General features: G+C 64.2%; 28 protein-coding genes and 1 pseudogene. 16 read left to right on the top strand and 13 right to left on the bottom strand.

The features are described 5' to 3' along the window. The first annotated feature begins 43 nt into the window (after positions 1–43). On the top strand, positions 44–1000 hold the full coding sequence (locus ACLMAJ_RS12685; protein ID WP_412013821.1) for a LysR family transcriptional regulator: 957 nt from the start codon (positions 44–46) through the stop codon (positions 998–1000). Between the two features lie 377 nt (positions 1001–1377). On the opposite strand, the gene ligD is transcribed toward ACLMAJ_RS12685, so the two are convergent. From ligD to ACLMAJ_RS12700, 3 genes are all read right to left on the bottom strand, one after another. Continuing rightward, positions 1378–2334, bottom strand: coding sequence for a non-homologous end-joining DNA ligase (ligD, locus tag ACLMAJ_RS12690; protein ID WP_412013822.1), 957 nt, complete (start codon positions 2332–2334; stop codon positions 1378–1380). Between the two features lie 296 nt (positions 2335–2630). Continuing rightward, a complete protein-coding gene (locus tag ACLMAJ_RS12695; protein ID WP_412013823.1) occupies positions 2631–3260 on the bottom strand; it encodes an SMI1/KNR4 family protein in 630 nt (209 codons plus the stop codon). Between the two features lie 348 nt (positions 3261–3608). After that, entirely contained in the window at positions 3609–4580 is a 972-nt protein-coding gene (locus tag ACLMAJ_RS12700; protein WP_412013824.1) for a hypothetical protein, read from the bottom strand. Positions 4581–4910: 330 nt separating this feature from the next. On the opposite strand from ACLMAJ_RS12700, the gene ACLMAJ_RS12705 reads away from it, so the two are divergent. The 4 genes from ACLMAJ_RS12705 to ACLMAJ_RS12720 all read left to right on the top strand — a co-directional run bounded on the left by ACLMAJ_RS12705 (position 4911) and on the right by ACLMAJ_RS12720 (position 7638). Continuing rightward, the gene (locus ACLMAJ_RS12705) at positions 4911–5099 is read left to right on the top strand and encodes a hypothetical protein (protein WP_412013825.1); all 189 of its coding nucleotides are present in this window, start codon (positions 4911–4913) and stop codon (positions 5097–5099) included. Positions 5100–5305: 206 nt separating this feature from the next. Further along, positions 5306–6145 (top strand): alpha/beta fold hydrolase, encoded by an 840-nt coding sequence (locus ACLMAJ_RS12710; RefSeq protein WP_412014071.1) that lies wholly within the window; start codon positions 5306–5308, stop codon positions 6143–6145. 420 nt (positions 6146–6565) lie between these two features. Beyond that, entirely contained in the window at positions 6566–6865 is a 300-nt protein-coding gene (locus ACLMAJ_RS12715) for a DUF427 domain-containing protein (RefSeq protein WP_412013826.1), read from the top strand. Positions 6866–7257: 392 nt separating this feature from the next. Continuing rightward, positions 7258–7638 (top strand): hypothetical protein, encoded by a 381-nt coding sequence (locus ACLMAJ_RS12720; RefSeq protein ID WP_412013827.1) that lies wholly within the window; start codon positions 7258–7260, stop codon positions 7636–7638. A gap of 199 nt (positions 7639–7837) precedes the next feature. On the opposite strand, the gene ACLMAJ_RS12725 is transcribed toward ACLMAJ_RS12720, so the two are convergent. Beyond that, the gene (locus ACLMAJ_RS12725; RefSeq protein WP_412013828.1) at positions 7838–8131 is read right to left on the bottom strand and encodes an outer membrane protein assembly factor BamB family protein; all 294 of its coding nucleotides are present in this window, start codon (positions 8129–8131) and stop codon (positions 7838–7840) included. A gap of 401 nt (positions 8132–8532) precedes the next feature. On the opposite strand from ACLMAJ_RS12725, the gene ACLMAJ_RS12730 reads away from it, so the two are divergent. The 4 genes from ACLMAJ_RS12730 to ACLMAJ_RS12745 all read left to right on the top strand — a co-directional run bounded on the left by ACLMAJ_RS12730 (position 8533) and on the right by ACLMAJ_RS12745 (position 12140). After that, positions 8533–9033, top strand: coding sequence for a hypothetical protein (locus tag ACLMAJ_RS12730; RefSeq protein WP_412013829.1), 501 nt, complete (start codon positions 8533–8535; stop codon positions 9031–9033). A 216-nt stretch (positions 9034–9249) separates the two neighbouring features. Further along, entirely contained in the window at positions 9250–9942 is a 693-nt protein-coding gene (locus tag ACLMAJ_RS12735; protein WP_412013830.1) for a hypothetical protein, read from the top strand. A 186-nt stretch (positions 9943–10128) separates the two neighbouring features. Then, positions 10129–10971 carry an IS5 family transposase gene (locus ACLMAJ_RS12740; protein ID WP_412013831.1) on the top strand — a complete coding sequence of 281 codons (843 nt, stop codon included), beginning with the start codon at positions 10129–10131 and terminating at the stop codon, positions 10969–10971. Positions 10972–11237: 266 nt separating this feature from the next. Then, entirely contained in the window at positions 11238–12140 is a 903-nt protein-coding gene (locus ACLMAJ_RS12745) for an ATP-grasp domain-containing protein (RefSeq protein WP_412013832.1), read from the top strand. A 169-nt stretch (positions 12141–12309) separates the two neighbouring features. Here the strand turns inward: ACLMAJ_RS12745 and ACLMAJ_RS12750 are convergent, their stop codons facing one another. Both ACLMAJ_RS12750 and ACLMAJ_RS12755 read right to left on the bottom strand, forming a co-directional pair. Continuing rightward, entirely contained in the window at positions 12310–13554 is a 1245-nt protein-coding gene (locus ACLMAJ_RS12750; RefSeq protein ID WP_412014072.1) for an NAD(P)/FAD-dependent oxidoreductase, read from the bottom strand. A gap of 97 nt (positions 13555–13651) precedes the next feature. After that, positions 13652–13978 carry a hypothetical protein gene (locus tag ACLMAJ_RS12755; RefSeq protein ID WP_412013833.1) on the bottom strand — a complete coding sequence of 109 codons (327 nt, stop codon included), beginning with the start codon at positions 13976–13978 and terminating at the stop codon, positions 13652–13654. A 376-nt stretch (positions 13979–14354) separates the two neighbouring features. Here ACLMAJ_RS12755 and ACLMAJ_RS12760 point away from each other — a divergent pair, with 376 nt between their 5' ends. Further along, positions 14355–14948, top strand: coding sequence for a LysE family translocator (locus ACLMAJ_RS12760; RefSeq protein ID WP_412014073.1), 594 nt, complete (start codon positions 14355–14357; stop codon positions 14946–14948). Positions 14949–15116: 168 nt separating this feature from the next. On the opposite strand, the gene ACLMAJ_RS12765 is transcribed toward ACLMAJ_RS12760, so the two are convergent. The 3 genes and pseudogenes from ACLMAJ_RS12765 to ACLMAJ_RS12775 form a co-directional block, all read right to left on the bottom strand. Beyond that, complete coding sequence (locus ACLMAJ_RS12765) at positions 15117–15326, bottom strand: DUF3291 domain-containing protein (protein WP_412013834.1); 210 nt, start codon at positions 15324–15326, stop codon at positions 15117–15119. A 40-nt stretch (positions 15327–15366) separates the two neighbouring features. Continuing rightward, entirely contained in the window at positions 15367–15561 is a 195-nt protein-coding gene (locus ACLMAJ_RS12770) for a hypothetical protein (RefSeq protein WP_412013835.1), read from the bottom strand. Between the two features lie 258 nt (positions 15562–15819). Beyond that, positions 15820–16155, bottom strand: a pseudogene (locus tag ACLMAJ_RS12775) (transglycosylase family protein); the annotation flags it as partial. A 532-nt stretch (positions 16156–16687) separates the two neighbouring features. On the opposite strand from ACLMAJ_RS12775, the gene ACLMAJ_RS12780 reads away from it, so the two are divergent. Next, on the top strand, positions 16688–17056 hold the full coding sequence (locus tag ACLMAJ_RS12780; protein ID WP_412013836.1) for a hypothetical protein: 369 nt from the start codon (positions 16688–16690) through the stop codon (positions 17054–17056). 296 nt (positions 17057–17352) lie between these two features. Here the strand turns inward: ACLMAJ_RS12780 and ACLMAJ_RS12785 are convergent, their stop codons facing one another. Further along, the gene (locus ACLMAJ_RS12785; protein WP_412014074.1) at positions 17353–17634 is read right to left on the bottom strand and encodes a hypothetical protein; all 282 of its coding nucleotides are present in this window, start codon (positions 17632–17634) and stop codon (positions 17353–17355) included. Positions 17635–18060: 426 nt separating this feature from the next. On the opposite strand from ACLMAJ_RS12785, the gene ACLMAJ_RS12790 reads away from it, so the two are divergent. From ACLMAJ_RS12790 to ACLMAJ_RS12805, 4 genes are all read left to right on the top strand, one after another. Then, positions 18061–18900, top strand: a complete 840-nt coding sequence (locus ACLMAJ_RS12790; RefSeq protein WP_412013837.1) for an SAM-dependent methyltransferase — start codon at positions 18061–18063, stop codon at positions 18898–18900. Between the two features lie 130 nt (positions 18901–19030). Then, on the top strand, positions 19031–19465 hold the full coding sequence (locus tag ACLMAJ_RS12795; RefSeq protein WP_412013838.1) for a MarR family winged helix-turn-helix transcriptional regulator: 435 nt from the start codon (positions 19031–19033) through the stop codon (positions 19463–19465). Positions 19466–19496: 31 nt separating this feature from the next. Beyond that, entirely contained in the window at positions 19497–19919 is a 423-nt protein-coding gene (locus ACLMAJ_RS12800; RefSeq protein ID WP_412013839.1) for an organic hydroperoxide resistance protein, read from the top strand. Between the two features lie 2 nt (positions 19920–19921). Continuing rightward, positions 19922–20908: a zinc-binding dehydrogenase gene (locus ACLMAJ_RS12805; protein ID WP_412013840.1), complete on the top strand. Its 987-nt coding sequence runs from the start codon at positions 19922–19924 to the stop codon at positions 20906–20908. Here ACLMAJ_RS12805 and ACLMAJ_RS12810 read toward each other — a convergent pair. From ACLMAJ_RS12810 to ACLMAJ_RS12820, 3 genes are all read right to left on the bottom strand, one after another. Further along, positions 20905–21921, bottom strand: a complete 1017-nt coding sequence (locus ACLMAJ_RS12810; protein WP_412013841.1) for an NADP-dependent oxidoreductase — start codon at positions 21919–21921, stop codon at positions 20905–20907. The two genes, ACLMAJ_RS12805 and ACLMAJ_RS12810, sit on opposite strands and share 4 nt — an antisense overlap. 90 nt (positions 21922–22011) lie before the next feature. Next, on the bottom strand, positions 22012–23073 hold the full coding sequence (locus ACLMAJ_RS12815) for a phosphotransferase family protein (protein WP_412013842.1): 1062 nt from the start codon (positions 23071–23073) through the stop codon (positions 22012–22014). Beyond that, positions 23070–24302, bottom strand: a complete 1233-nt coding sequence (locus ACLMAJ_RS12820; RefSeq protein ID WP_412013843.1) for an acyl-CoA dehydrogenase family protein — start codon at positions 24300–24302, stop codon at positions 23070–23072. Before ACLMAJ_RS12820 ends, ACLMAJ_RS12815 begins: the two co-directional genes overlap by 4 nt. 66 nt (positions 24303–24368) lie before the next feature. On the opposite strand from ACLMAJ_RS12820, the gene ACLMAJ_RS12825 reads away from it, so the two are divergent. Beyond that, a complete protein-coding gene (locus ACLMAJ_RS12825) occupies positions 24369–26423 on the top strand; it encodes a M3 family metallopeptidase (RefSeq protein ID WP_412013844.1) in 2055 nt (684 codons plus the stop codon). The last annotated feature ends 53 nt before the right edge of the window (positions 26424–26476 follow it).

Raw genomic sequence — 26476 nt, forward strand, 5'->3', positions numbered from 1 at the left:
GCGACGGTAGGCGCTGCGTCCACCTCCAAAGTAGACTCGAATTGTGACGCCCGCCCAGCTTCGGGCCTACTCGACGGTGGTGCGGCTCGGCTCCGTCCATGCGGCGGCCAGAGAGCTGGGGATGTCGGACGCCGGTGTCTCGATGCACATCGCCCAGCTGCGCAAAGAGCTCGATGACCCGCTGTTCACCCGCACGGCGGCGGGTCTGGTTTTCACGCCCGGCGGGCTGCGCCTGGCCGGGCGCGCGATGGAGATTCTCGGACTGCAGCGCCAGACCGCCATCGAGGTGAGCGAGGCGGCGCACGGCCGACGGCTGCTCCACATCGCGGCATCGAGCGCGTTCGCCGAACATGCCGCGCCCGGCCTTATCGACCTGTTCGCGGCGCGGGCGAAGGATCTGTCGGTCGAGCTGAGTGTGCATCCCACCAGCCAGTTCCGCAGCCTGATCGAGACCAGGGCGGTCGACATCGCACTGGGGCCCGGGCAGGACGGCACCGACACGGCTCTCACCACCCGGCCGTTCCTGAAGTATCAGATCATTTCGGTCGCGCGCCCCGACAGCCCGCTGGCGGACGTCGCACCGCATCCGGCGCTGCTGCGGGAGCAGCAGTGGATGCTGGGCCCCAGCGCCGGCAGTGTCGACGGGCACATCGCGACGATGCTGCGCGAGTTGGCCATTCCCGAATCACACCAGCGGATCTTCCAGAGCGACGCTGCCGCCCTCGAAGAGGTCCGCCGCGTCGGGGGCATCACCCTGACGATCGGCTTCGCCGTCTCCTCCGACCTCGCGGCCGGTCGGTTGAGCCACATCAAGGGACCCGGCCTTCAAGTATCCGATGAGTGGTGCGCGACCACGTTGCCGCCTGACACTCGCCAGCCCGCGGTATCGGAACTGCTGCGGTTTATCATCACCCCGCGCTGCATTCAGGCGATGATCCGCGGTTCCGGTGTGGGCGTCACGCGGTTCCGCCCGAAAGTTCATGTGACGCTGTGGAGTTGAACGCGGCACCGGAACCTCGACTACCGGATCGCACTGTGTTCCAGCGGCTTTCGCCGCCGCGGCGCGGATCCGGTGTCAACGGGATGCCATGGACCCCAGCGTGACGCGGCCTCCGCTACTGACCAACACCACCCGCTGAATGGATGCCTGGAATCGCGCAACCGTCCCCCGCACGCGACTGCCCCGCCTGTAATCGCCGGTAAGAATCACACCTTCAATCGCCGAAACACGATCTGCTGCAACAGAATAGACAGCCAGACGAGCACCTCACCCGAAACCGGCAAGTACGACCACAGCGAATGCCAGATCCTCTGTGTACCAAGCGATACCACCGGATGATGTGTCACTCGACGGGCAATACAGTGTCGCATCTGATGCTATTCCGGCACTTTGGTTTCATGGGGTTCCTTGTCGGTACGCAGCCCCCGCCAGCTCGGATGTCGCAGCCCTTCCCCGGTGTATTCGCGAAATTCGATATCGCCGACCAGCACCGGGCGCACCCAGGTCACAACGCCGCCTGCCCGACCTCCCGGAGCGACGTCGAACGGCATTGCTGGTGTGATGATTTCATCGAGACGGGCGCGTAGGCTGCGGCGCGCGGCGAGGGTGAATCCGGTGCCGACGTTGCCGATATAGATCAGCCGACCATCGGGGGTGTGCGCACCGAGTACCAGCGATCCGAAGGTCCGCGACATCATCCCGGCCCCCGGGGTCCATCCGGCCACGATCGCCTCGGTGGTCTTGCGGATCGGGGTCTTGATCCACACCGGCGAGCGCCGCCCCGGGTGATACGCCGAGCTGACCTCCTTGGACATGATCCCCTCGAGGTGATGCTCACGCGCCACCTCGATCATCCGATCGGCCTCCACGTTCAGCCAGTGCGGCGGCACGCTCACCAGGTGCCCGGCCAGCTCCAGTTCCTCGAGGCGGGCGCGGCGCGCGAGGTAGGGCAGCGCGGTGGTCAATTCACCTTCCATCGTGAGGATGTCGAAGCCGTAGAACTGGACCGGCAGCGACTCAATCAGCTGCCGACTGGGCCGAATGACATGCATACGACCTTGCAGCAAACCAAATGACGGTGCTCCCGAAGGGCTTTGCGCGATCACTTCACCGTCGAGAATCAGCTCGCGTCCACGCGCCGCCGCCGCGATCGCGGCGGCGAGCTCAGGATAGGAGCTGGTGGTTTCTCGCCGGTTTCTGCTGTACAAGCGGCAGTTTTCGCCGTCGCACATCGCGATGCACCGAGCACCGTCCCATTTCATCTCAATGGCCCACGCAGCATAGTCCGGCGGCCGCCCCGCGACGGCCAGCATCGGCACTGGCACTGCCATCATACTTTTGAGCTTACTTTTAGCTATCGCTTCATGTGACGACAGGTCTTAGTTGTCACCAGCCCTGGCCGCCGACCATGGCATTCGGCGAGTTTGCAGGCGACAGTTGTCACCGATTACAGGTTGCACCTGTCACCGAGACGGGACGAAGCTCGCTGACGCCGTCACCTCGGACGTCCTGCATTGCCGAATACAGGATGGCTTTGAACCCCGCCAGTATCGAGAATTGAACGATTTCGCGGCACCACCAGGCAGTGTGCACGTGTCGAGCGCTCGTTCGATGGGTTCTCGGGGAGGATTCACTCGTCCCAGTCCCAGTCCCAGTGCAAATAGATCTTCTCGGTGAGGTTCGACTCCCGCACGCCGGGGGTCTGGTCGTGAAAGGGGGTGCGGGTGTCGAGGGAGTGCGTGAGGGCGTCGAAGAATTCGAGCAGCGTGTCGGCCCACAGGGTGCCTTCGAAATCGCCTGAGCCGATACCCAATTCGATGACGTGACCGTAGGTCGGTCCGGGGCGGTGCTCGACGAACAAGATACCGGCGTCGATGGAGTGAGCGATCGGAACCCATTGGTGGGCATGGCCGTAGAGGGTCTCCTCGCCCATGCCCAATGCTCGATTCTCGGCACTGAAGGTGGTTCGCCACTCGTGACCGGCGAGGATCTGGTCGATCGGGTCGAGCATGTACGCCATCGGCAGGAAGTCGGCGCCTTCGACGGCATTCCCGTCGACATACACGGTGCCGTTGTGATGTTCGAGCAGCGCCCGGACGTCGGGGTGCAGCGCGAAACCCTGGACAGCTTCCAGGTGCGCGATCTGTTCGGCGGTGGCGCCGGGTTGCAGGGTCGCGGCGGAGGCGGGCGAGTACATGCGGAGGTGATGGAGGAAACGAGCCCATACCTGGTCGAAGGTGTGCGGAGCGGGGTGAGGCATGCGGTGACCGTAGCGACCGGTACTGACACCGCCCCGGTGGGCAATGTTCGCAAGGCTCCTGCTCTCACGCCTGTGTGGCGTCAACATGTGCTGGCGCCTATGTGCTCGTCTAGGTGTTGGTGTGGCGTCCCTAGTGCTCCGGCCTGGCCAATTCTCGAGCAAACTCTCGCCGGGCTTTCGCGATGAGCTCATCACCGGCTGCTGGGTATGCAGAGGCTATCGCGATCAACGCGCTCTCGACATAAGGCCCTAGACCTGTGTGAGATCCTGGAGCCAGCCCCTCCATCGCACGGGCCAGGCTCGTATCAAAGTTACGTCGAACCTGATCGACAGACAATTCTCTACCCCTCAAATCAACCCCTCTTTCCGCCACTCCGACTCTGCCGTGTCCATCAGTAGCTGATACAGCACTTGTGCGGGTTCGCTAGCGCGGTCGCCATTCAGCTCAACGTCGGTGAACGCCTCGGCCAAGGCCTCCGTCGGATGGAAATCACCTTTCCAGAAACTGTATCCACTCAGCTGACCTCGCCAAGTTCTGTATGACTCGCCTACGTCGCCTCCAGGGTTCTCGTGGCCGTATGTCCGTAGATAATGATCAAACAAATGGGAATCAGCTCTGTCAACGGCGGCTGACCGACCCGCATAAGTCAGCGCATGACCAAATTCGTGAACTATTGCGCTGTATGCTGGACCTTTGGGTCTCGGGAAAAAATGCCCCTTCTGCACCGCCTCCGACACATTCTTTGACAGTAGCGTCGGGTCTGTGGCGTACCTCGTTGAGAAGGCTATCCTGGTAGCCTTGAGATCGACGTTGTGCAATCTATCTTCGAACGCACGGGCAATATCTCCGTCGACGTTACTGATCTCCATCGATAAAATTCTGGTATGCGGATACTTGGCAAGCATGTCGTCCAAGGCTGTAACGATTTCGCGGACCGTGTCGGTATCGACGCCCGGTATACCGAAGCCATATACCTCGATACCGTGCCGTTCAGTCAGCCCCTTTCCGATCTGCTCGTTGAGCCGTTCAAGTTCTCCGGGCCGACGACGAACAGGAAGTTGCGGTTTAGGATCGCTCGACTGTGAAAAGTCGGCTCCCGGCGAATCGAGATGAGGATGTGGACCTTGCTCGCCGGGAGACACGGCAGCAACCCTCATGGCATTCGACCGGTCGCCGGCACGTATTGCAGAATCTGCGGCCCGAAGGCCTTCCCCGGCACGGTTCGGTGGAGCTGCCCGCATTTCCGCAACCCTCTTCGCGAGGAGAATCAACCTGTCGCGGACCTCCACCCACGCTTTCCCGAGCGCTTTTCCATGCACAGTACAACCGATCACGCAATTTTCCCGTTACCTGGGCAGAGCGTAAGCGGGCCTCGCGGTCGTATGCTTTCCAATCTTGGGGATGCGCTAAGCCCAATGCCGTTAACCTTTGGGGTTTGCTGGCGGTAGGTAGCTTTCCAGCGATTCGGCTTGAAGGTGTTGTGTCGTGTGAGATTGCTTGTACTGCAGCCTGTTCGGTGTATGGAGCCGATCGCGCGACTTCCACATCCTCGTTGCCGAGGTTTGAGCTTTGGGTTGCATCCTCGGCAGCGTCCTCGTTGGAATTCTGGTGCCGTCAAGGATCGTGTCAGGAGCGGCAAACGAAGCCGTTTGACCAGTCCAAGCGGACGCCGCGAGCCGCCGTTCGGCCCGTATGGCTGGCACCTGCTCGACGCCGAAGACGACATGCGCATCTACTCCGCCCGTGATCTCGATGCGATCGAGGCGTGGCTTGACACAGACGACGGGCCCCAGCCCAGATACACCGGGGCTCGTATCGCCGCATACCGCGCTGACTGAACCGGCCTGCGCGCGGTGACGGAAGATCAACTGGCCGCGCCGATTCGAGGGCCACCTAACCTCAGCAACTGCCGAGTTCGGGGCGATTGCGGAAGTGTGGACACGATCGCGCCTACACCGATGACTTTCGGGCGAAGCCGTCGTCGATACCTATGGATATACCGACAGACAGGAGTTCAGGCATGACGAGACCATTTCGATTGGGCATGACCTCGGTGCGGGCGAACGGTGTGGATCTGGGCATCGAGAGCTTCGGCCGCGAGGACGATCCGCTGGTCCTGCTGATCGGCGGCACAACGATGTTGTCCTGGCCCGACGTGCTGTGCGAGCGGCTCGTGTCGGGCGGGCGGCGCGTGGTCCGCTACGACCTGCGCGACTCCGGTGCGTCGACGACGCTCGACCCGGAGAGTCCGGGCTACGACCTGCGGGATCTCGTCGCAGACGCGGCCGCGCTGGTCGAGGTGCTCGGAGCTGGGACCGCCCATCTCGGCGGAGTCGGCGTCGGTGGGATGGTCGCTCAAGTCGCCGCGCTGGACCACCCGGACGTGTTCTCCGCACTGACCCTCGTCGGCACTCGGCCGGTGGCGCCGGGCCCGGTCGACGATGACCTGCCGGACCACGACCTCCAGGTCATGGGCGCGCTGTTCTCCCGCCCCCTGCCGGACTGGACCGACCGGGACGCTGTCGCGGCGTTCGCCGCCTCGGGGGCCGAGCCGATGGGCAACGATCCGGAGGACGCGTGGGCGACGGCAGCCCGGATCTGGGATCGGACGCGGTCGAGCGATCCTGCGGTGCACCAGGCGAACCAGCTCGGGATGGTGTTTTCCCGGCTCGATTGCGCCCCGCGCTGGCGGGGTCGGCTCGGTGAGCTCGACGTGCCCGCACTCGTGGTGCACGGTCGCGCCGACCCGTTCTTCCCGGTCGGCAACGGCGAGGTCCTCGCCGCCGAAATCCCAGGGGCACGACTGCTCGTCCTCGACGACATGGGTACCGCTCTGCGCCACGCCGCGGCCGACCAAGTCGCTGCCGCCATGCTTGCCCTGTAACCGCCCGGCTCGGAGGCATCCTGAGCGGCGGAACGCACAATAATGCCGCGTAGCGCGCTGTTCGAACCGGCCACGTGTCACGCCTCGAGATCAACGGGCCGAGACCCTCCCGACACCGACAACGCACTGAAATGCCGATTTCCGTACGGGTTTCCAGCTCCTGACCGCCGGTAAGCAACCCTTTGGAGTGGTCAGGGTTCCTGGGGGTGAGGCCTTGATCTGACGGAGAGCCATGAGCCAGACAAGGCCCAGCACTGTCCATCCGACGAGGAGGACGGCGAGGAGCACGTTTTGCCACGTCGGGTCACCGGAGATGGATGGAACCGCGATCGCCAAATGCGTGGCATTCTTCGAAATAAGTGGCGCGGCTACAGCCTGATTCGGCCAGACTGAGCCCTGCTGCTGAGGCAGAGTTGTGGTATGGCATACGCAACGGCATCCGTGAACGGCGTCATAATCGCAGAGTCTGACCACTACGAGAAGGTCGAAGGCAACATCTACTTCCCGCCCGCGTCGATCAAGCAGGAGTACTTCACAACGACCGACACGCATACAGGGTGCCCATGGAAGGGCACGGCGAGCTACTACACCGTCGACGTCGGCGACGGCATCCCCTTGGTCGACACCGCCTGGTACTACGCCGAACCGAAGGAGGCGGCGTCAAGTATCAAGGGTTACGTCGCCTTCTACAAAAACAAGGTCCATATCAAGACTGGTTAGGGGAGGGGCGCCATCTGCCCGCACTGCACTCTGACGCGCCACCGATAGAGCCAACCTCTGGCAATACGGTCCCGGTCCTTCCTGGACATTCCGAAGCTCGTACGGCCCTGAAGATTTCGGACCGTACGAGCTTCGGGCCGTGTGGCCCGGATCGCTCAGAACGGTAAGCGCACGAGCGCACACTGCCGGGCGGGCTGTTTGGCTGGTGCACAGTCGATTTGAATGAGATTCCGCCCGAACGAACGTCAGGAAATGCCGCTGAGCGAGCGGTCCGCGTGACGAATCAACTGCGGTGCAGCACGTCCGGTATTGCCGATTACCGTGCTGTCCGGATCGCTAGGTCCGCCGAGCCGAACAGCGCCTCGCGCATCGTGCTAGCGCATCCTTGACCAATGAGCCTGCTGGTGCATACCTACATACTCGACGCGAACCGTGAGATGAGTTTGCTCGACCCTCTCGAGCAGGGCGCAGACCTCGCGGGGTTTGAAAGATGGCGAACGACGGTGTGGGGCTCGGACGCTGTCCGGGCGTTGGGCACTTCCTTCTTCCCTGTCCTGGCGACCGGTGACCTCACTGTGCTTCCGCACGCCATCGGAGAATTCCTGCACGAGTGCTCGGTTATCCGGGCGAAATTGGATGCGATCGCCCCACCGGGAGATGGGGATCGGCACACCCATGAGTGGTACGTGGATGCGATCTCCGAGCGCCTTTCGAACATCGAAGCCGCAGCCGAACGCGCCCGCGAGCTGCGTGGAGGCATCGAGATCGGTTAGGTGTCATATCGAGCCGGACCGTTTGCGGCCTGCACAGATGCCGTCCGCTCATGCCGCAGAGCGCATATTGGTCGATCGTCCAGATCTGTTGGTAGGCATGGCTTCCCAACGCGCGCAAATGCCGATGAGCGCATGAATGGCATGGCTCCCGAGCCGACCTCCGACCCGGCACCGACAACGTCCTGACTGTCGAATCTGTCTACCCGACTGAACAATCCAGGATTCGGCCGTCGCTGGTGCCTATGAGTAGGCGGCCGGGATCGGTGACGGTGAGCGCGGTCGGCACGACGGGCACTGCGGCAACGGTCACATGCTGGCGCCAAAGTACGGTGCCGGTATCGATATCGAGTGCGACGAGTTCACCATTGTTGTAGGTGACGTAGACGATCTGCGTGTCGGAGTCGAGGCTGGTGGGGGGCCAGTCCGTTCGAAAGACCCAGGTCGGTTCTCCAGTCTTTCGGCGCCGCACGACGAATGAGCCGCCGGGCTGCACCCCCCCCCGCCGTGATAGACGGTCCCCGCATGGACCAGCTCACCGTCCGATGTCTCCACGCCCGGACCGGCGAAGTGTGTTTCACCCGGCGCCCACGAGAAGGGGAACACTCGTGTGAAGTCCGTCGCCTTCGGCACGCGCGGATATTCGGCCACCGACATCTCTTCCAAATCGGCTGTGGCCAGCCATACTTCGGCCGAGCCGATGTGCGGCTTGTCATCCTTGGGCAGGATGTCGTAATAGTAGATTCGGCTGCCGCGCGGTCCGGCCAGGTCATATCCGGTGATCGAGCTCGGCGGTACGGACCTCCAATCGGGCCGATGTACCACCGCGACATGCCCCTCGACCCATGCGTTCTTATCCTGCCAATTGTCCGGCGGTGCCATCAGCACGCGTAGTTCGTGCTCGTCGATCCATTCCAGACCCAGGACTTGGCGGCCGAGATCGTGCTCGATGAGCGACTTGGCTACGCCTGTCTCCAGGTCCTGCAGGAGCAATTCTCCTTCGAAGAAGTAGCCGCCGTCGTAGCGACCCGAGCCGACTGCGAGGAGGGGAAGGCTGGGATGGAAAGCTATGGCGTGCATGGGGTAGCGCGCACGGAGCAAGGCGCGGCAGGTCAGGCTATTGCTGTCGTACACACCGACCGGCGCACCACCGGGCTCGTGTGTACCGGCCACTGTCAGCAGGTGCTGACGCTCGTCGTCGACGGTCAGGGCAGGATCACCGATCTCAGCGAAGGGACGGTCCTCGAGGATCCGGTCAATTTTGAACATGGCGGTATCGTGCCGGGCCCACCAACGGTGACCTCAAAGGCCCCTCCCTTCCCAGCAACCCGTCAGCCACATGGCTTCAGGAGCATGCCAACACAACGCACGCACATGCCGCGTGGCGCGCGTTCGTGAACGTCCGCAACTGCCGATTACCGGAAATTTGTCGGCTATCCGCCGCGACTGATGTCGGCTCGAGCTCGACCTGCCGCGGTTTCCCTTGCAGTGCGTAGGATTTCGTGCATGAACTGGGTGCTCGTGCTCGACTATGTGAACAGCCTGAAATGGCCAGTCGTCACGGCAGGACTCGGAATCACATTTCGACGCCCGCTTGCTGGTCTCGTTGACCGTATGAAGTCTGTTAAGGGTCAGGCGGGCGGTATCAGCGCCGAGGCGGCGTTCGAGGATCGCGCAGTCCGCACGGCTGCGGCTATCGAGGCTGTCGCCGAACACAGACAGATCCTGCAGTCGGCCTCGGACATGTCCGTCATCGCCGAACCCACCGCCGACGCGGCTGTCACTCGATCGGACGAGCCACGAGCCACGAACGAGCAACTAGCGTTGTTCGACCGCCTTCTCGTGCGACTCGAGCGTGTCGGACCAGGAGTGCGGACTGCGGCGTTGTTGTCGGCTGGACGACGTGAGGACACCCGTGAAGCTTTGGTGGTCATGGAACAATTCAGCCGACAAGCCACGATCGCAGTCGCATCAACGACCGCTTCTGACACCGTCCAGGAGACCGGCAGACGTCTTGATTCCTACGTCTTTCGAATGCAGGCCATCGCGGAAGTCGAGGAAGCACTGTGGCCGGGGTCGCCACCCCCGATGCGGCAAGCATGGAACCAGCTTAAGGATCTGGCGAGGGAGGCAGAATTCCGACCGACGAAAGTGACAGTGGTCGCCGCTGTCGAGTTCGACAAGGCTGCACGCGGCTGGGCAAGGGAGTACGCCAGCATGGTCACATCGTGTCTTGTCGCCGGGGAACATCTGGTCATGGATACGTTGGCGCCTCCGCCGAACCGAGCCGGGGCGGACGGCGATTGACCGACGAGAAGGACGGCCACCTGGCACCTGGATCGATCACACGCTCATGCCGCTGGGCGCGCGATCGCCGAACATCCGCTACTTAGAGGTCGCGCAGATTGGGTGTTGATATCCGGGTGTGAGCGCGGGCGGGCACGGTCCCAGCGATCATGAAAGTGCTTACGTCTCTTGATCACTGGAGGGTCCGTGCCCGCCCTGCCATCATGGCTCATCGACCCCTTGTGGGACCAGTTCGCCGCCCTGTTGCCTGAGCGTCCTGTCTACGATCCCCGGCATCCGCTGGGCTGCCACCGCCGCCGCATCGACGACCGGATCGTGTTCGACAAGCTGATCCAGGTGCTGCGCTTCGGCTGTTCCTACGAGGCCATCGCCGACGCGGCCTGCTCGGCGACCACGATCCGCAACCGTCGCGACGAATGGCTCGCCGCCGGGGTCTTCGCCCGGCTGAAGACGATCGCTCTGGACAGCTACGACCGCATCGTCGGCCTGGTCCTGGACGACATCGCCGTGGACGGCTGTATCACCAAGGCACCCGGCGGCGGGGAAGTCGCCGGGCCGTCCCCGGTCGACCGCCGCAAGCAGGGTATGAAGCGTTCACTGCTGGTCGAGGGCTACGGGATCCCTCTGGGGCGCGTCCTGGCCGGCGCGAACCGGCACGATTCACCCCTGCTGGCACCCACCCTCGACTGTCTCGACGAGCTGGGGCCGCTGCCTGAGCGGATCACCGTGCACCTGGACTCGGGCTACGACTCGGGCAAGACTCGCGACCTGCTCACCGGCCGTGGTCTGCACGGGAAGATCGCGGTCAAGGGCCTCAAGGCCCCGGTGCAGGCGAGCGGACGCTGGCACGTGGAGCGAACGAACTCCTGGCACAACGCCTTCAACAAGCTGCAGCGTTGCTACGAACGCCGCGAACGGGTCATCGACGCCTTCTTCGATCTCGCCGATGCCGTCATCACCGTCCACGCCCTCATCCGCCGCGCCTGCACCACCCACCGCTGGGACACACGGCCAGCACACCGCCGGTGACACCACCTATCTGCGTGACCTCTTAACTGCGAAGGATTGATCTCGCCACCGCGATCCCTGAACGTCCGTGGGGCCTGGAGCCCTTCTGCCGATGTGCGGATATTGATGGTTTGCTCGGGCGGAGGTCTGCCGGCTTCGTCGACGACATGTCGCGGCGTGGTGTCCGTCCCCATTCGGGGCGAGATTTCAGGTAGCTGATAGGGATTTGATCTGACCGCTGTAGAAATGCGGCGTATCCGGAACGGGCAAAGAAGGATGATGATTCGATGCCCATCCTGCTCTCGTGTATGGATCCGCTCAACCAGCGGCGCACCGATCCCCACTTCGCGGCCGAGACGGCCGCTGCCCGCGCACTCGGTGCGGACATCGGGCTGATCGACCACGATCTGCTACTGGCCGGTGAGGCCACGGCGGCGGCGCGTACCGTGCCACGCGATCGCGGACCGGCCTGGTATCGCGGCTGGATGATCCCCTCGACCGCGTACGCGGCGCTCGCCGCCGCGCTCGCGGCCTGCGGCACACCACTGATCGTCGATCCGGCGTCCTACCGGGCAGCGCACGAATTGCCCGGCTGGTACCCGACGTTCGCACCGCTGACCCCGGCAAGCCGCTGGCAGGCCAACTCGCCGGGCCGGATACCAGAGACCGCTACGCTGTCGGCGCTGGCCGCCGCGCTCGGCGCTGGGCCCGGCATCGTCAAGGATTACGTCAAATCAGCCAAACACGCCTGGGAGACCGCCTGCTACATCCCAGATCTCGCCGACACCGCTCGCCTGCACCAAGTCGTCGCGGCTTTCATCGCCGAACAAGGCTCGTATCTGGCCGGTGGGATCGTGCTACGAGCCTTCGAGGCATTCACCGCCGATGGTCGCAGGGCCGCGGAGACCAGGGTGTGGTGGCTGGACGGAACGCCGTTGCTGATCGGCGCGCACCCCGACACCTCCACCCAGAACCCTGTCCCGGCATTGGACAGCGTCGCCGATCGCGTGAAACAGCTGGGTGCACGCTTCGTCACCACAGACCTCGCGCTGCGCAACGACGGTGTCTGGCGGGTAATCGAAGTCGGCGACGGCCAGGTCTCGGACTTGCCTACAGACATCGAACCCGACCTCGTTGTCAACGCACTGCTCAGTGCCCCGCACCGCTCGGCAAGCGGCCCGAACCGGTAACTCGAACAGTGTTGTTGTGCACCAACGAGCTTCGCGCGAGGAGCTCCGCAGGCAAACGGCGATCATCCGAGCATCCGGTGGCCCAGGGCACGGGCAGCGGCGAGACACGTGCTGCGCGGAAGGCACCCCTCACCACCGAGATCGTTGCCTCTGTCGGATTACGTATCCATCAGCGTGATCGGTAGTCGATGGGCGGACTCGGGTCGTGCTCAGGCGCGGCCTGCAGTTCGGCCGCGGCGGCGGCCAGCAATGCGTCGCGGTCGCGGTTCAACGGAGGATAGATCCGACGGGTGTTGATGGCGCGCTTGGTGTCTTTAGCCTCCTCGCCGCACGCGACCACATGGCGGTCCCAGCCCTCGGTGTACACCGCGCCTGCCGGTCCCAGATCGAGAACCGTTACATACCAAGGGATCCGCAACGGCTTCACGGGCTTGCCCAGAAGATCGCCGATGACGTTGTATCCGGCCCATCGGCCCATCGGGCGGCTGTGCTGGCAGGACATCACCGACATATGCTCATCGTCCATTTTTGCGGCGGCGACGTCACCGGCGGCGAATACCCCGGGCACACCGCAGACCCGCAGATAATCGTCGACGGGGAGTCGACCCAGCCGGTCACGGTCGACCCCGAAGTCTGCGGTCAGCGGGTTGGCCCGCATGCCGGCACACCAGACGACGGTGGCGGCTGTCACCGCTTCACCCGAGGAGAGCGTCACGCCGCGCTCGTCGATAGCGGAGACCCTGGCGCCCAATTTGGTCTCGATCCCGGTGTAGGCCAGCGCCGCCTCGATGACCGGTCGCGCCGATGCGCCCATGTCCGAGCCGACCATCGGGTTGCGGTCGATCAGGATGACCCGCGGTGCGATGGCACGCGCGGCAAAGGCGTCGGCGAGCATCGCGGGCAGCTCAGTCGCCTCTTCGATCCCCGTCAAACCTGCCCCGACGACGACTACTGTCGCGGCCGCCGAGTCAGCGGGGCCCTCGGCAAGTCGGCGCAGGTGGGCTTGCAGTCTGATCGCTGCGTCATGGGTGTCGATGTCGAAACCGAACTCCCGCAGGCCAGGGATATCGGGCTTGACCACCTGGCTGCCCAACGCGAGCACCAGCCGGTCGTAGCCGTGAGCGCCCGCGGTGGATTCCACGACCCGTGCCGCAGCATCGATCGTCGTCACTTCGCCGATGATGTGCTTGATTCCGACCGGATCGAGAAGACCGCTCAGCGGGATGCGGGATGTGCTCAGATCGGTCTCATAGTCGCGCACGCGGATGTCGTGGTACGGCGTGGAACTGATCATCGTGACATCGACGGTTCCGACCGCCACACCGAGCTCGTCGAGCCGCCGGGCCGCCGCGAGCGCCGCCCACAGCCCCGCAAACCCGGACCCGAGAACCACGACCCGCGAAGGATCGGTCACTGCAGCGCGCTGCACATCGCCATTTTACCTGCCGCACCGCGATATGATCCTGGCCACGGCCAACCGCAGTCCGACTGCTGCAGTACACGATCGGTGCTCAGCAGCGTCGCGTCATCCGGATATCCGGCCACGGCGGTCGGCGCAGAACCGCACCCGTCGCGAAGGCCGCGGCCAGCAGCCCGGTAATCGTCCCAACGGTCGCCGCGATCAGATGGGTCCGCGCCTTCAGCAACCCGATCCGATCCTCGGCCGCTTTCCAAGTCACGTCGCCGCCGTGCACGACGAACATCCCGACCGGCCGCGCCTCGTTATCGCTACAGGCCGACACCGTAATGATCGTGGACCCCTCAGGCGTTTGCCATGGCTCCCCGTAGACCAGCGCGGCATCCAGCATCTTCCGGTCAGACCCTTCGCGCAGCGTCACAGTATCCCCCTCAGTGTTTTCGACTGCCTCCCGCCAACTTACGCCGCGAGTTCGGCGCCAAGTGATGTGGAGTAGACGTCGACGATCGTTTACACCGGGGGCAGGCGGGCTGGACATCTGAACCGTTGGCCGCCAGCTGATCCCACGAACGCACGGTATTGCCAATTTCCGTGCGCTACGGACGCGATCGCTGGCGACGGCGGATCGCTACAGGGTGACGACTCCCGAATGTTTCGGCGGCGGATCATCGCTTGACAGCGACCGCTAACAGTCCAGCAAATCGTAACTGGCCGTCGACAAGTGAAGGGGCTGTGCCCGAGCATGAGGCGTGATCGAAACCACGGCGTTATTGGGAGTAGCTGCGACTGAGCTGGGAATGGTGCTTACGCCGGGGCCGAACATGATGTATCTGGTATCGCGCACCGTATCGCAGGGACGACGCGCGGGTCTGGTGTCGCTGTCGGGCGTGGCCGTCGGGTTCCTGGCGTATCTCGTAGCCGCCACTGTCGGGATAACCGCGATCTTCGCGATGGTGCCGGGCTTGTATCTAGCTATGAAGCTGGCCGGCGCCGCGTACCTGGCGTACTTGGCGTGGAAGACGTTGCGCGGCGGTATCTCCGTGTTCGAGACTTCCGACCTGCCCGCCGATTCCACCCGCAGACTCTTCACCATGGGGCTGGTCACCAATCTGCTCAATCCCAAGATCGCGATCATTTACATGGCGCTGATCCCGCAGTTCGTGACTCCTGAACATGGGCGGATCTGGTTGCAAAGTTTAGTGCTGGGCTCCGTGCAGATCGGTATCGCGTTAACCGTCAACGGTTTGATTGTGCTGGGAGCCGCCACAATCGCGGTGTTCCTTTCCGGTCGGCCGCTATGGCTGCGAGCCCAACGCTGGGTCACCGGCACGATGCTCGGCGCTATCGCCATTCTGCTGGTCACCGACCGAACTCGCCCAGTTCCGGCCTAGTGAACCGCAACCGACCACGACGAGCCGAGAATCGTGGCCCATCCCCCCGAGCGGTCGACGAGTCACGCCCGAAGATTTCAGTCGTTTCGCGAAGCTCAGCCGTGTGGTGGCCTCCGGTCAGTCACTGCATACGCGACGGGCTGCGTTTCGCCTGGGGTTGGAGCGCGGTCACGCGAACGCTTGCGCGTCCTCGGCCGTGTAGTTCTCCCGCAGTGAGAACGGCAGGGGTGAGGGGCCATTCGCACGCAGCGCTTGCAAGCGGGCCAGCGCATCGTCCAGAGTCGGTATCTGCCCGGCAGGTATCCACCACAGTCCGAGATAGAAGGCCCCCGCCCGCCCCGGGTTCACCCACCCGGAACGCGCAGTCGCGGATTCCACTGGGTGCAGGGCAATCCGTACTTCCCCAGCGCAGCGTGACCTACGGCAGACAGTCGCAGGTTCCCCCGTTTTTACGCAGCTGGACCGAAGCGATGCCACTATCCGAGAGCCGCACGATGTCGTCGACCGCGTCGGCGGGCAGGGGAGCCTCGCAGGCGAATTCGAGTCGCGTGGCCGACGCGGTCGACGGAAAGGCCAGCGCCATAACAACCGTCACGCCTACCGGCAAGATCATCAGCATTTACCGGAGACCGCGACCGCAGACGCTAGTGCGGCATCGGATCGGCATCCAGGTGCATATCTTCTTGCCCCGTTCGGCATTCGAGTCGACGGTAACAGCCGCGCACTGCCAGCACGGACACGAGAGCGGTCCGGGAGCACTCAGCCCAACCGTGCAGCAGCACCGGACCGACCCGTGAAACGCCCGGTGCGAAATGCCGCGCCCTTTCGTCGGTCGTACGCGGTGGGCGGCTCCGCTGTCTCACCGGAAATGGCCGAGCGCCGCCGAACAACCTGCCCAAGGCCCCCAGCCCTGCGCGGCGAGTACCTGCTCGGCGACCCGGATCTGTTGTTCACGGGTGGCTTTGTCGGCAGTCGGCGCATACGCGGTACCGCCATACGCGGCCCATGTGCCCGGCGAGAACTGTAGGCCACCATGAAACCCGTTGCCGGTGTTGATATTCCAATTACCACCCGACTCACATGCGGCCAGGCTGTCCCATACGTCATCGGGAGCGGCGGAAGCTTGGCCAATGGATGCCATAGCGGTCCCGCCGATTATTACGCCAGTAGCGACGATCTTCTTGAGTGGGGTACCCAAAGCTTTCATATCGCAGTTCCTTTCGAGTCAGCAAACCTATACAGGTGTCCAAGCATGAAAGGTGATCACTGGATCTTTGGCCGTATGAGTGTGTGCTGTACGCCGTGAGCTGATGTGGCAGTCCAGCAGTATCGTGTCCGCATCGCAATACAACCGATGTCATGTCTCAACCCGCTGGCAGTCTTTGGTCGGTCGATACGAAGCCGCGACCTACGCACCTGAATGGGCGGCCTTGTAATGGCTCCCCCTATGTCAAGACATAAATGGGGTTAGCCTGATTTTCAGGTCCGGGATGTGGCTTGTCCGAAGGATCGGTGCGTGGGTTGAAACCGGTCGTGCTGGACTCAGTAGTCGTTCCCGACTGCCCTCCCGGGCCTGCCCATTGACGACGCCGCTGATCAGCGAGCATGCGCGTGTAGACGACATTCGATAGCCGCCGCTTCAGACCCCGCATCGCCTCCATCGACGTCTTGCCCGCGCCCGCCCACGACCAATCGACATATGGCTGAGCATCGCCGCGACAATCCTCGCCCTGACAACGGTGGTCACCGGCCTCTGCTACTACCTCGGCCTGGTCGATGCACGAAAGTACTACGGGCACTTCGGGATCGACACCAACTCTCTCGGGCTCACCTCCAGCGACTACGTGATGCGCAGCGTGAGTGTCTATCCGTTGATAGTCGCACTGCTCGCGCTGTACTGGGCGGCATTGTGGGGGCGCGAATACGCGAAGCGTGCGATTCGTCGTGACCGGCATCCCCGGTTGGTCCGCTACACGGCATGGGCCTGCGTGGCGCTGGGGATCACGCTGACCGTCCGCGGCATCGTGGGAGCACCCTGCCGGGGCTCGATATCGTCGATTTCACCGGCCCCACCCCGACGGCACTCGGTATCGGTGCAAGCCTGCTGATCTCCGGCTGGTGGGTATTGGCGCGGCTGCGATCCCTTTCCGCACCACACCTCTCGACGCCCGCGCAGCGCGCCAGCCAGTTGATAGCCGTCGCGGTAGTAATCCTGGCGCTGTTCTGGCTGACCAACCTCTTCGCGACCGAATACGGCCTGCACGCGGCGCAAGACACGGCGGCGGGGCTGTGGCGGCGCGAGACCGTTGTCGTCCACTCTTTCGAGGCAATCCGAACGCGCCACAGAGAAGTACGACCACGCACCGGCAATGCCGCGGCGCGTGGTCGACAGTGTCCTACTCGGCTATCCGCCGATCACCGAATTCATGATCGTGCCCGCGCTCGTCGCCACAGCGCCCCCGGCCATCGCGCTTGCGATCATCTTCGGCGACTGCAACCCGCCGCCATTCCACTTCTCCCATGCGAAGCGTCCGCCGCCATAGGTGATGGCGGTGATGCCGGACAGCTGGATGAGCCAGGTGAAGTAGCGGCCCATTTGCAGCAGCTTGTCCGCCATGGGCGGCGCCTCCGGTGTCGGATTGCCCACCTCTGCGAGAACGGTGTCGTGCAGCGCAGCGAGAATCATGCTCACTTTTCATGCTCCTTATCGCATGCCGGGGTGATGCTGCAGAAGGAAGAGTCGGAGGTGTCTCCGAAATCAGGTGCGCCGCCGAGAAAAGCCTCGGATCACCGGCGCGGCGGCTCTATCCGTGGCCGTCGACGCGGCAGTCGGGTGCCATGCCGTGTCCCACTTTCCGCTGGTTTGCTGAATGTAAACTCCGTGACCGGATCAATTCAACCTCATCAAGATCACCCAGCGGGGGCGACACACCGATCTTGCTGTGACTCGCCGCCTAGCACGCCGCGTTCGGCACTGATGCCGAGCCACCCGGAATCCGACCCCTATCCGGCGCAATCGCCACATGCCAGGCGTTCGCCAGGCATATCCTGAGCGTGAAAAATTCGCAGTATGGGTCGCCGAGCATCCGCGACTCCGTGGAGGGGAATCGTTATGTCCGACAGCCAGGATCAGGCCATCACTGGATTGTCGACCAAGATCGATACGAGCGTCGCACACGAGGCGCGCGTCTACGATTATTGGCTCGACGGAAAGGACAATTACCCGGCCGACCGGGCCCTGGGAGACGCGATAGCCTCGCACATTCCCGCGATCCGCAGCATGGCCCGCGCCAACCGGGCTTTCCTCGGCCGAGCCGTCCGCTACCTCGTCGGCGAGGCGGGCATCGACCAGTTCCTCGATATCGGCACCGGCATCCCCACCGCGAGCAATACCCACGAAGTCGCGCAGCACCTCGATCCGGGGGCACGGGTGGTCTATATCGACAACGATCCCATCGTCCTCGCGCACGCCAGGGCATTGATGCCGGGCACCCAGGAGGGCAAGACCGCCTTCATCCACGCGGACCTGCACGACCCGAAATCCATCCTCAGCGATCCCACCCTGACCGCGACCCTCGATCTCGACCGCCCCATCGCGATCATGCTCGTCGCGATCATGATGTATTTCCGGGACGACGACGACCCGCATGGAGTGATCGACACCCTGCTCGACGCCATGCCCTCCGGCAGCTACGTCGTCATCACCCATCCCACCGCCGATTTCGACGCCCGCGCCATGGGCCGGGTCGTAGCCTCCGCGGAAAGGGCGGGTATCACGTTCAACCCGCGCAGCCGCGCCGAAACCGAAGCCCTTTTCGCCGGAACCGAGATCATCGAACCCGGTGTCGTTCCCGTCGTCACCTGGCGACCAGAACTGACCCGCGAACAGCCGCAGACTCCGGTCGACCCCGAATCCGCCTGGTATTGGGCCGGTATCGGCCGCAAGCCTTAGCCGATTGTCGCCGGAAACAGCATCGCCGCGCCACATTCCGTCGCTACGCCTATGGGTATCCGCGCCCCTGTGATCCAAAGCACCGACTAATAGGTTGTGCACAATATAATTGAGCACTATCGTTGTGCACATGACCGAGCACCTCACCCTCGACGAGCAGATCTGCTTCCCGCTGTATGCGGCGTCAAGGGCGATGACCGCGGTCTACCGCCCACGACTCGACCGACTTGGCCTGACCTACCCGCAGTACCTCGTCATGCTGGCACTGTGGGAGCGTGACAACCGCAGCGTCGGCGATCTCTGCGATGCACTCGCCCTCGACTCCGGGACGCTGTCACCGCTGCTCAAGCGGCTGGAAGCGGCGGATTTGGTGGCACGGCAACGATCGGCCGTCGATGAACGTCGCGTCGATATCCAGCTGACCGAGCGTGGCTGCGCGTTGCGGGCCGCGGCGCGTGAAATCCCAGCGAGCATGACCGAAGCAGCGGGCCTGTCCACGGACGAACTAGTGGCGCTGCGCGAAACCCTGCGGCGAATGACCGATTCGCTGCTTTCTCAGCTCTGAGCTGTCCCGTTCCGACCGAAGGAGAACAGTCATGAAGATCCTCTACACCGCCGAAGCCCTCGCCACCGGCGACGGACGCAACGGACACTCGCGCACCAACGACGGCAAGGTCGATGTCGACCTTGCCACCCCGAAGGAGATGGGCGGCAGCGGCCAGGGCACCAACCCCGAGCAACTGTTCGCGGCCGGTTATGCGGCCTGCTTCCACTCGGCGCTGCGTCTGGTCGCCAAGCAGGCCAACGCCGACATCCAGGACTCCGCGGTCGGTGCGAGGGTGAGCCTCGGCACGAACGATGCGGGCGGCTTCGGGCTCGCTGTCACCCTCGAGGTCTCCCTGCCGCACCTGGGCACCGATGAGGCGCAGGCACTGGCCGACAAGGCCCACCAGGTGTGCCCGTACTCGAACGCGACCCGTGGCAATATCGAGGTCGCCGTCGTCGTTACGGAGGACTGATCATGCGCGCAGTCGTCATCGAACAGTTCGGCGAGCCGAAAGACGTTCTGGCCGTGGCACAACGCCCGACGCCCGAACCTGGCCAAGGCGAGGTGCGAATCGCGCTGATCCTCGCGCCGATTCACAATCACGATCTGGCCATCGTGCGCGGGGTGTACGGCTACAAGCCGACGCTGCCCGCGATCCCCGGCACCGAAGCTGTCGGGCGGATCGATGCGCTCGGCCCCGGCGTGACCGGTCTCGAAATCGGTCAGCGGGTCAGCGTATCCGGCATTCACGCCGCGTGGGCCGAGCACTTCGTGGCCAGGGCCACGCAGGTGGTGCCGCTGCCGGATTCGATCAGCGACAACACCGCCGCCCAGTTGCTCGCGATGCCGCTCAGTGCCCTGATGCTGCTCGAGGACCTGCATGTCGCTCCCGGCGACTGGATTGCCATCAACGCCGCCAACGGTGCGGTCGGCCGTCTGGTGAATGCGCTTGCCCGCGAACGCGGTATCCAGGTGCTCAGCCTGGTGCGCGGGTCGGCCTCGGTGCAGGCGTTGCAGGAGTTGGGTTTCGAGCCGGTGGTCGACACCGAGGCCGAAGGCTGGGTCGAGCGTGCCGCCGAGTCCACCTCGGGCGCACCGATTGTGCGCGCGGTGGACCAGGTCGGTGGACGCGCGGCCGACGGACTGTTGTCGTTGCTCGCGCCCAATGGTGAGCTCATCTCCTTCGGTGCGCTCTCCGGGCAGCCGATCACCATCAATCCCGGCGCCCTGATCTTCAAACAGGCTATCGTCAAAGGCTTCTGGGGTTCCATGCGCGCCGAGAACACCAGCGCCGACGATATGCGCCGTTTGATCAGCGAGCTGGTCGGTTCGGCGGCAAGCGGGGCCCTGCGGCTCGATATCGAAGCCGTGTATCCACTGGAAGCCGCGGCGGACGCGGCAGCGGCCAGCGAAACCCCAGGGCGAAGCGCGAAAGTCGCGTTGTCGCCGGAGCCGGTTTAACCGACCCGCACCACGACCTTGCCGAAATTGCGGCCCTCGAGCATGCCGATGAACGCTTCAGGAGCATGCTCGAGGCCCTCGACAATGTCCTCGCGGTAGCGCAGGCGGCCCTCGGCGATCCAGCCGGACGCATCGTGCAGGAAGTCGCTGTACATTTCCTTCACGAACTCGGTCTGGATGAATCCGCGAATGGTGAGGCTCTTGATCAGGATTCGGCCGTAGAAGGCGGGCAACCGATCCTGGCCCTCATCTTCGCCCGCGGCGTTGTAGTTGGCGATGAGGCCACAAACCGGTACGCGCGCATAGGTATTCAGCAGCGGATAGACCGCGTCGGCCACTGCTCCAGCGACATTCTCGAAGTAGACGTCGATGCCCTCGGGTACGGCGGCCCGCAACTGCTCGACGAAGTCCGGCGCACGGTGATCTATGGCGGCATCGAAGCCGAGCTCGTCCTTCACATAGGCGCATTTCTTCGGCCCACCGGCGATCCCCACCGCTCGCGCGCCCTTGATGCGGGCGATCTGCCCGACCGCCGACCCGACAGGCCCGCTCGCGGCGGCGACCACCACGGTCTCGCCCGGCTTCGGCTGCCCGATCTTCAACAGCCCCGAATAGGCCGTGAATCCCGGCATTCCGAGCACCCCGAGCGCGGTCGAGACCGGCGCTTTGTCCGGATCGAGCTTGCGCACGCTGGAAGCAGGCACGGCGTCATGGGTTTGCCAGCCCGAATAGGCCTCTACCACATCACCTTTCGCGAACGAAGCGGCGCGGGATTCGATGACCTCGGCGACCGTAGCGCCGACCATCACATCATCGACTTCGACCGGGTCCGCATACGACTTCGCGGCACTCATCCGACCGCGCATATAGGGGTCGAGCGACAAGTACAACGTCCGCAGCAGCACCTGCCCCTCGCGCAGCTCGGGAAGTTCCACGGTCTCGATCCGGAAATCCGCCGGGGTCGGTGCACCCACCGGGCGGGACGCAAGCACGATTCTCGTCGACTCGACCATGGGTTCACCCTAAATGCGCGCCGCCACGCGGAAGCCGTCTACCGCCCACATCAGGCGATGCCGGCCTGGACGAGTAAAGCCCCGCGCGCGTCAACCACCTGCGCCGATGGCCTCTTTGCAGCGCCATTCCAGGTAGCCGACGAACATCCAATAGTCCTTGTACACCGGGTTGTGGGTGCCACCGTCGTGGAAACGACGGTAGAGCTGCTGGATTATCCCCGCCAGCCGGAACATGCCGTACACCTCGTAGAAGGTCCAGTTGTGCACCGGTAGGCCGGTCGTGCGCGAGTAGTAGTCGATGATCTCGGCGCGGGTCAGCATGCCGGGAACGTGGGTGGGCTGGCGTCGCAGTCGCCGGATGACATCGTCGTCGTCGGCTTGGACCCAGTAGGTCAAGGTCGCGCCGAGCTCCATCAGTGGGTCGCCGAGGGTGGCCATTTCCCAATCGAGGATGCCGAGCACCTCCATGTCGTCGCCGAAGACGATGTTGTCGAAACGGTAGTCGTTGTGGATCAGGCAGGTTCCGACGTCATCGGGCTGATTGGCCGAGAGCCATGTCATGACTTCTTCGTAGTCGGGCACGTTGTCGGTGCGCGCCTTGCGGTAGCGGTCCGACCAGCCGTCGATCTGTCTGCGCACATATCCCGTGCCTTTACCGAGGTCGCCGAGACCGGCCGCCTCGACATCCACTCGATGGAGCTCGATCAGTTTGTCGATCATCTCGATACACAAGCCGCGCAATGTATCCGGGCCGAGTTCGAGCTCGGCGGGGATATCGCGGCGCAGGATGAGGCCCTCGAGCTTCTCCATCACATAGAATTCCGAGCCGATCACCGACTCGTCGCCACAGAATGCCAACATCGACGGCACATAAGGGAATACCGGTTTCAGACCGCTCTGCACTCGAAACTCGCGCCACATATCGTGCGCGGATGCCGCGCGGTGCCCACCGGGCGGCCTGCGGAGGATCAGTTCGCGGTCCGAGTAGGACAGCTGGTAGGTCAAATTCGATGCGCCGCCGGGGAATTGGCGCACCGATGGCGTACCGATCAGCCCGTCGACCTGCGCTGAGAGCCAGTTGTGCATGGCCGCGACATCGAAGGCGTCTTCGTCGCGGACCGCGCCGGGAGCGTCGATGAGCTCTTCTTTCATCGGTCGAGCGTCTTGTACTGTGCAAGCTCGATCCGCGAGACAACGCCGAGATGCACCTCGTCCGGGCCATCGGCCAGCCGCAGCGACCGTGCGCCCGCGAGCGCTCCCGCGAGCGGGAAGTCGTTGGTCAGCCCGCCCGCGCCGTGTAGCTGAATCGCCATATCGATCACCTCGTAGGCCATGCTCGGCACCGAAGCCTTGATCTGCGACAGTTCCGACAGCGCGCCGAGAGCGCCCTCGGTATCCAGCAGCCACGCGGTGTGCAGCACCTGCAAGCGCGCCTGGTTGATCGCGATCCGCGCGCGGGCGATGCGTTCACGGTTGCCGCCGAGATTGACCAGCGGCTTACCGAAGGCGGTGCGCTCCATCGCCCGCCGGATGCCGATCTCCAACGCACGCTCGGCGAGCCCGATGGTGCGCATGCAGTGATGGATGCGACCGGGTCCGAGGCGGCCCTGTGCGATCTCGAAACCCTTACCGAGATCGGCTATTACGTTCTCGCGCGGCACTCGCACGTTGTCGAAGCTGACCTCGCCGTGACCATACGGCTCGTCGTGGTAACCGAATACCTCGAGCATCCGCTCGACTTTCATGCCCGGTGCGCCGACCGGCACGATCACCATCGTGTGCCTGGCGTGCCGATGCGCCTCGGGATCGGTCAGGCCCATGAAGATCACGAACTTGCAGTTCGGGTGGCCGATGCCGGTAGAGAACCACTTGTGGCCGTTGACAATGACGTCCTCGCCATCCGGAACGACGGTAGCGGCCATATTGGTGGCATCCGAGGAGGCCACCTCCGGCTCGGTCATACAGAACGCCGACCGGATCTCCCCCGCCAGCAACGGATCCAGCCACTGACGCTGCTGGGCCTCGCTACCGTAATGCACCAGGACTTCCGCATTACCGGTGTCGGGTGCATTGCAATTGAACACCTCCGACCCGATGACATGCCGCCCCATCAGCTCGGCCAACGGCGCATATTCCACATTGCCGAGCCCCACCCCCTGCCCGGTCGCCTCGGAATACGTCTTCGGCAGGAAAAAGTTCCACAACCCCTGCTCACGCGCCTTGGCCTTCAGTTCCTCGATGACAGGCAGCACCACCCACGGGTCGTCGAGCTCCCGCAATGTGCGCAGGTACTCCTCTTCGACCGGCTCGATCTCCTTGGCGATGAAGTCGGCCACCTTGCCGTGATACTCGGCCGCGCGCGGCGATGCTGCGAAGTCCATGATCCGAGGCTATTCGGTCGCGCCCGTCGGCGGGGCGCCTTGCAGGTGGTCGATAGGGTTTCCAGTATGACGAGCAACCCGTTCTTCGAGCCAAGCGCGCTTGCCTACCGGCTGCCTCCGTTCGCGGAGATCGGCGAGGAACACTACCTGCCCGCGTTCGAGTGCGGCATGGTCGAGCAGTTGGCCGAGATTGCCGCTATCACCTCCGGCGCCGACGACCCCACGTTCGCCGATACCGTGGTGGAGCTGGAGCGTTCCGGGGACTTGCTCACCCGGGTGGCGAATGTCTTCTTCAATATCGCCGCCTCGGACTCCAGCGCGGGCACCGACGCGATCGAGGCCGAGATATCCCCGAAACTGGCCGCGCACCGGGACGCGATCTATCTCGACCCCGCGCTCTTCGCCCGGATCGAATCGCTCTATCGACGGCGCGACGAGCTGGGCCTGGACGCGGAGGAACTGCGATTGCTGGAGCAGTATCGCATCCGGTTCGTCCGGGCGGGCGCCCGACTGGATGCCGCCGGGCAGGTCAGGTTACGTGAACTCAATGCCGAACTTGCCGCGGCAGCAACCGAATTCGGGCAGAACAATCTGGCCGCCACCAACGCGGCGACCGTTGTGCTCGATACGGCCGGGGAGTTGGCGGGTCTCGGGCCCGTCGGAGTGGCCGCAGCGGCCGAGAACGCACGGTCGCTCGGACACCCGGGGGCGTGGGCGTTGAGTCTTCAGAACTTCTCCAATCAATCCGTCCTCGCCGAACTGGCCGACCGTGACGTTCGACGTCGAGTGATGACGGCCTCGCTGGGGCGCGGGTTGGGCCAGGACGGCCGCAACGGCCACGTCGCGGTCCGGATCGCCGCCCTGCGAGCCGAGCGCGCGGCACTGCTCGGTTACTCCGACCACGCGGCATACGCGGTGCAGGACCAGACCGCGAAGACACCGGAGGCGGTCGAAGAGATGCTCGGCCGTTTGGTTCCGCCCGCGGTCGCCAATGCCGAGCGGGAGGCGGGCGAGTTGATGACCGCGATGCTGACGACGGATTCGCAGGATTCCGACGCCGACCTCCGCTCATGGGACTGGCAGTTCTGGTCGGAAAAGGTTCGGGCCGAACGCTTCTCGGTGGACGCCGAATCGTTGCGCCCTTACCTCGAGCTCGATCGGGTGTTGCGCGACGGGGTGTTCTTCGCCGCCGAGCAGGCCTACGGCATTACTGTCCGAGAGCGCGACGATCTGGTCGGCTACCACCCCGAAGTCCGGGTCTTCGAGGTATTCGACGTGGACGGCAGCGCGCTCGGCCTGTTTCTCGGCGATTTCTTCGCCCGGCCGTCCAAGCGCGGCGGCGCCTGGATGAACGAACTGGTCAGCCAATCCCGGCTATTGGAGGCGCAGCCGGTGGTGGTCAACAATCTCAATATCGTGAAACCGCCCGCAGGCGAGCCCGCGCTGCTCACCTGGGATAACGTCAGGACCCTCTTCCACGAGTTCGGGCACGCATTGCACGGGCTCTTCTCGGATGTGCGATACCCGTTCTTCTCCGGAACCGAGGTGCCGCGCGACTTCGTGGAATTCCCGTCCCAGGTGAACGAAATGTGGATGGCCCGGCCGGAGATACTGGCCAACTACGCCAAGCACATAGACACCGGTGAGCCGATGCCCGCCGCGCTGGTTGAGCGCATGGCGGCAGCGGAGCGATTCGGCGAGGGCTTCCGAACCGTCGAATACCTCGGCGCGGCCCTGCTGGACTGGACATGGCACCGCGCGCCCGCAGCCGAGGCGCTGGCCGGTGTAGATGCCGAGACGTTCGAGGAGGAAGCGCTGCGCAAAGCGGGCCTCGCGATGGAGACGATCCCGCCGCGCTACCGAACGGCATACTTCGCGCACATCTTCTCCGGCGGTTACGCGGCAGGCTACTACTCCTACATCTGGAGCGAAGTGCTCGACGCCGACACCGTCGAATGGTTCAACGACGGTGCCGCGTCGACCCGAGCAAAGGGCGAGGCATTCCGTCGCGAACTGCTCTCCCGGGGCGGGTCGGTGGACCCACTGGAAGCCTTCGCGTCCTTCCGTGGCCGCGCACCCGAGATCGGGCCGCTACTTGTCCGGCGGGGACTGGCCGACTGACGGGCATCCTCGACCGATGTGCGCCTCGTTCTGCCTGTTTCGCCGGAGCGGTG

Origin of the sequence: Nocardia arseniciresistens (genome assembly GCF_046764875.1) — a bacterium.
GTDB classification, from domain to species: Bacteria; Actinomycetota; Actinomycetes; order Mycobacteriales; family Mycobacteriaceae; genus Nocardia; species Nocardia arseniciresistens.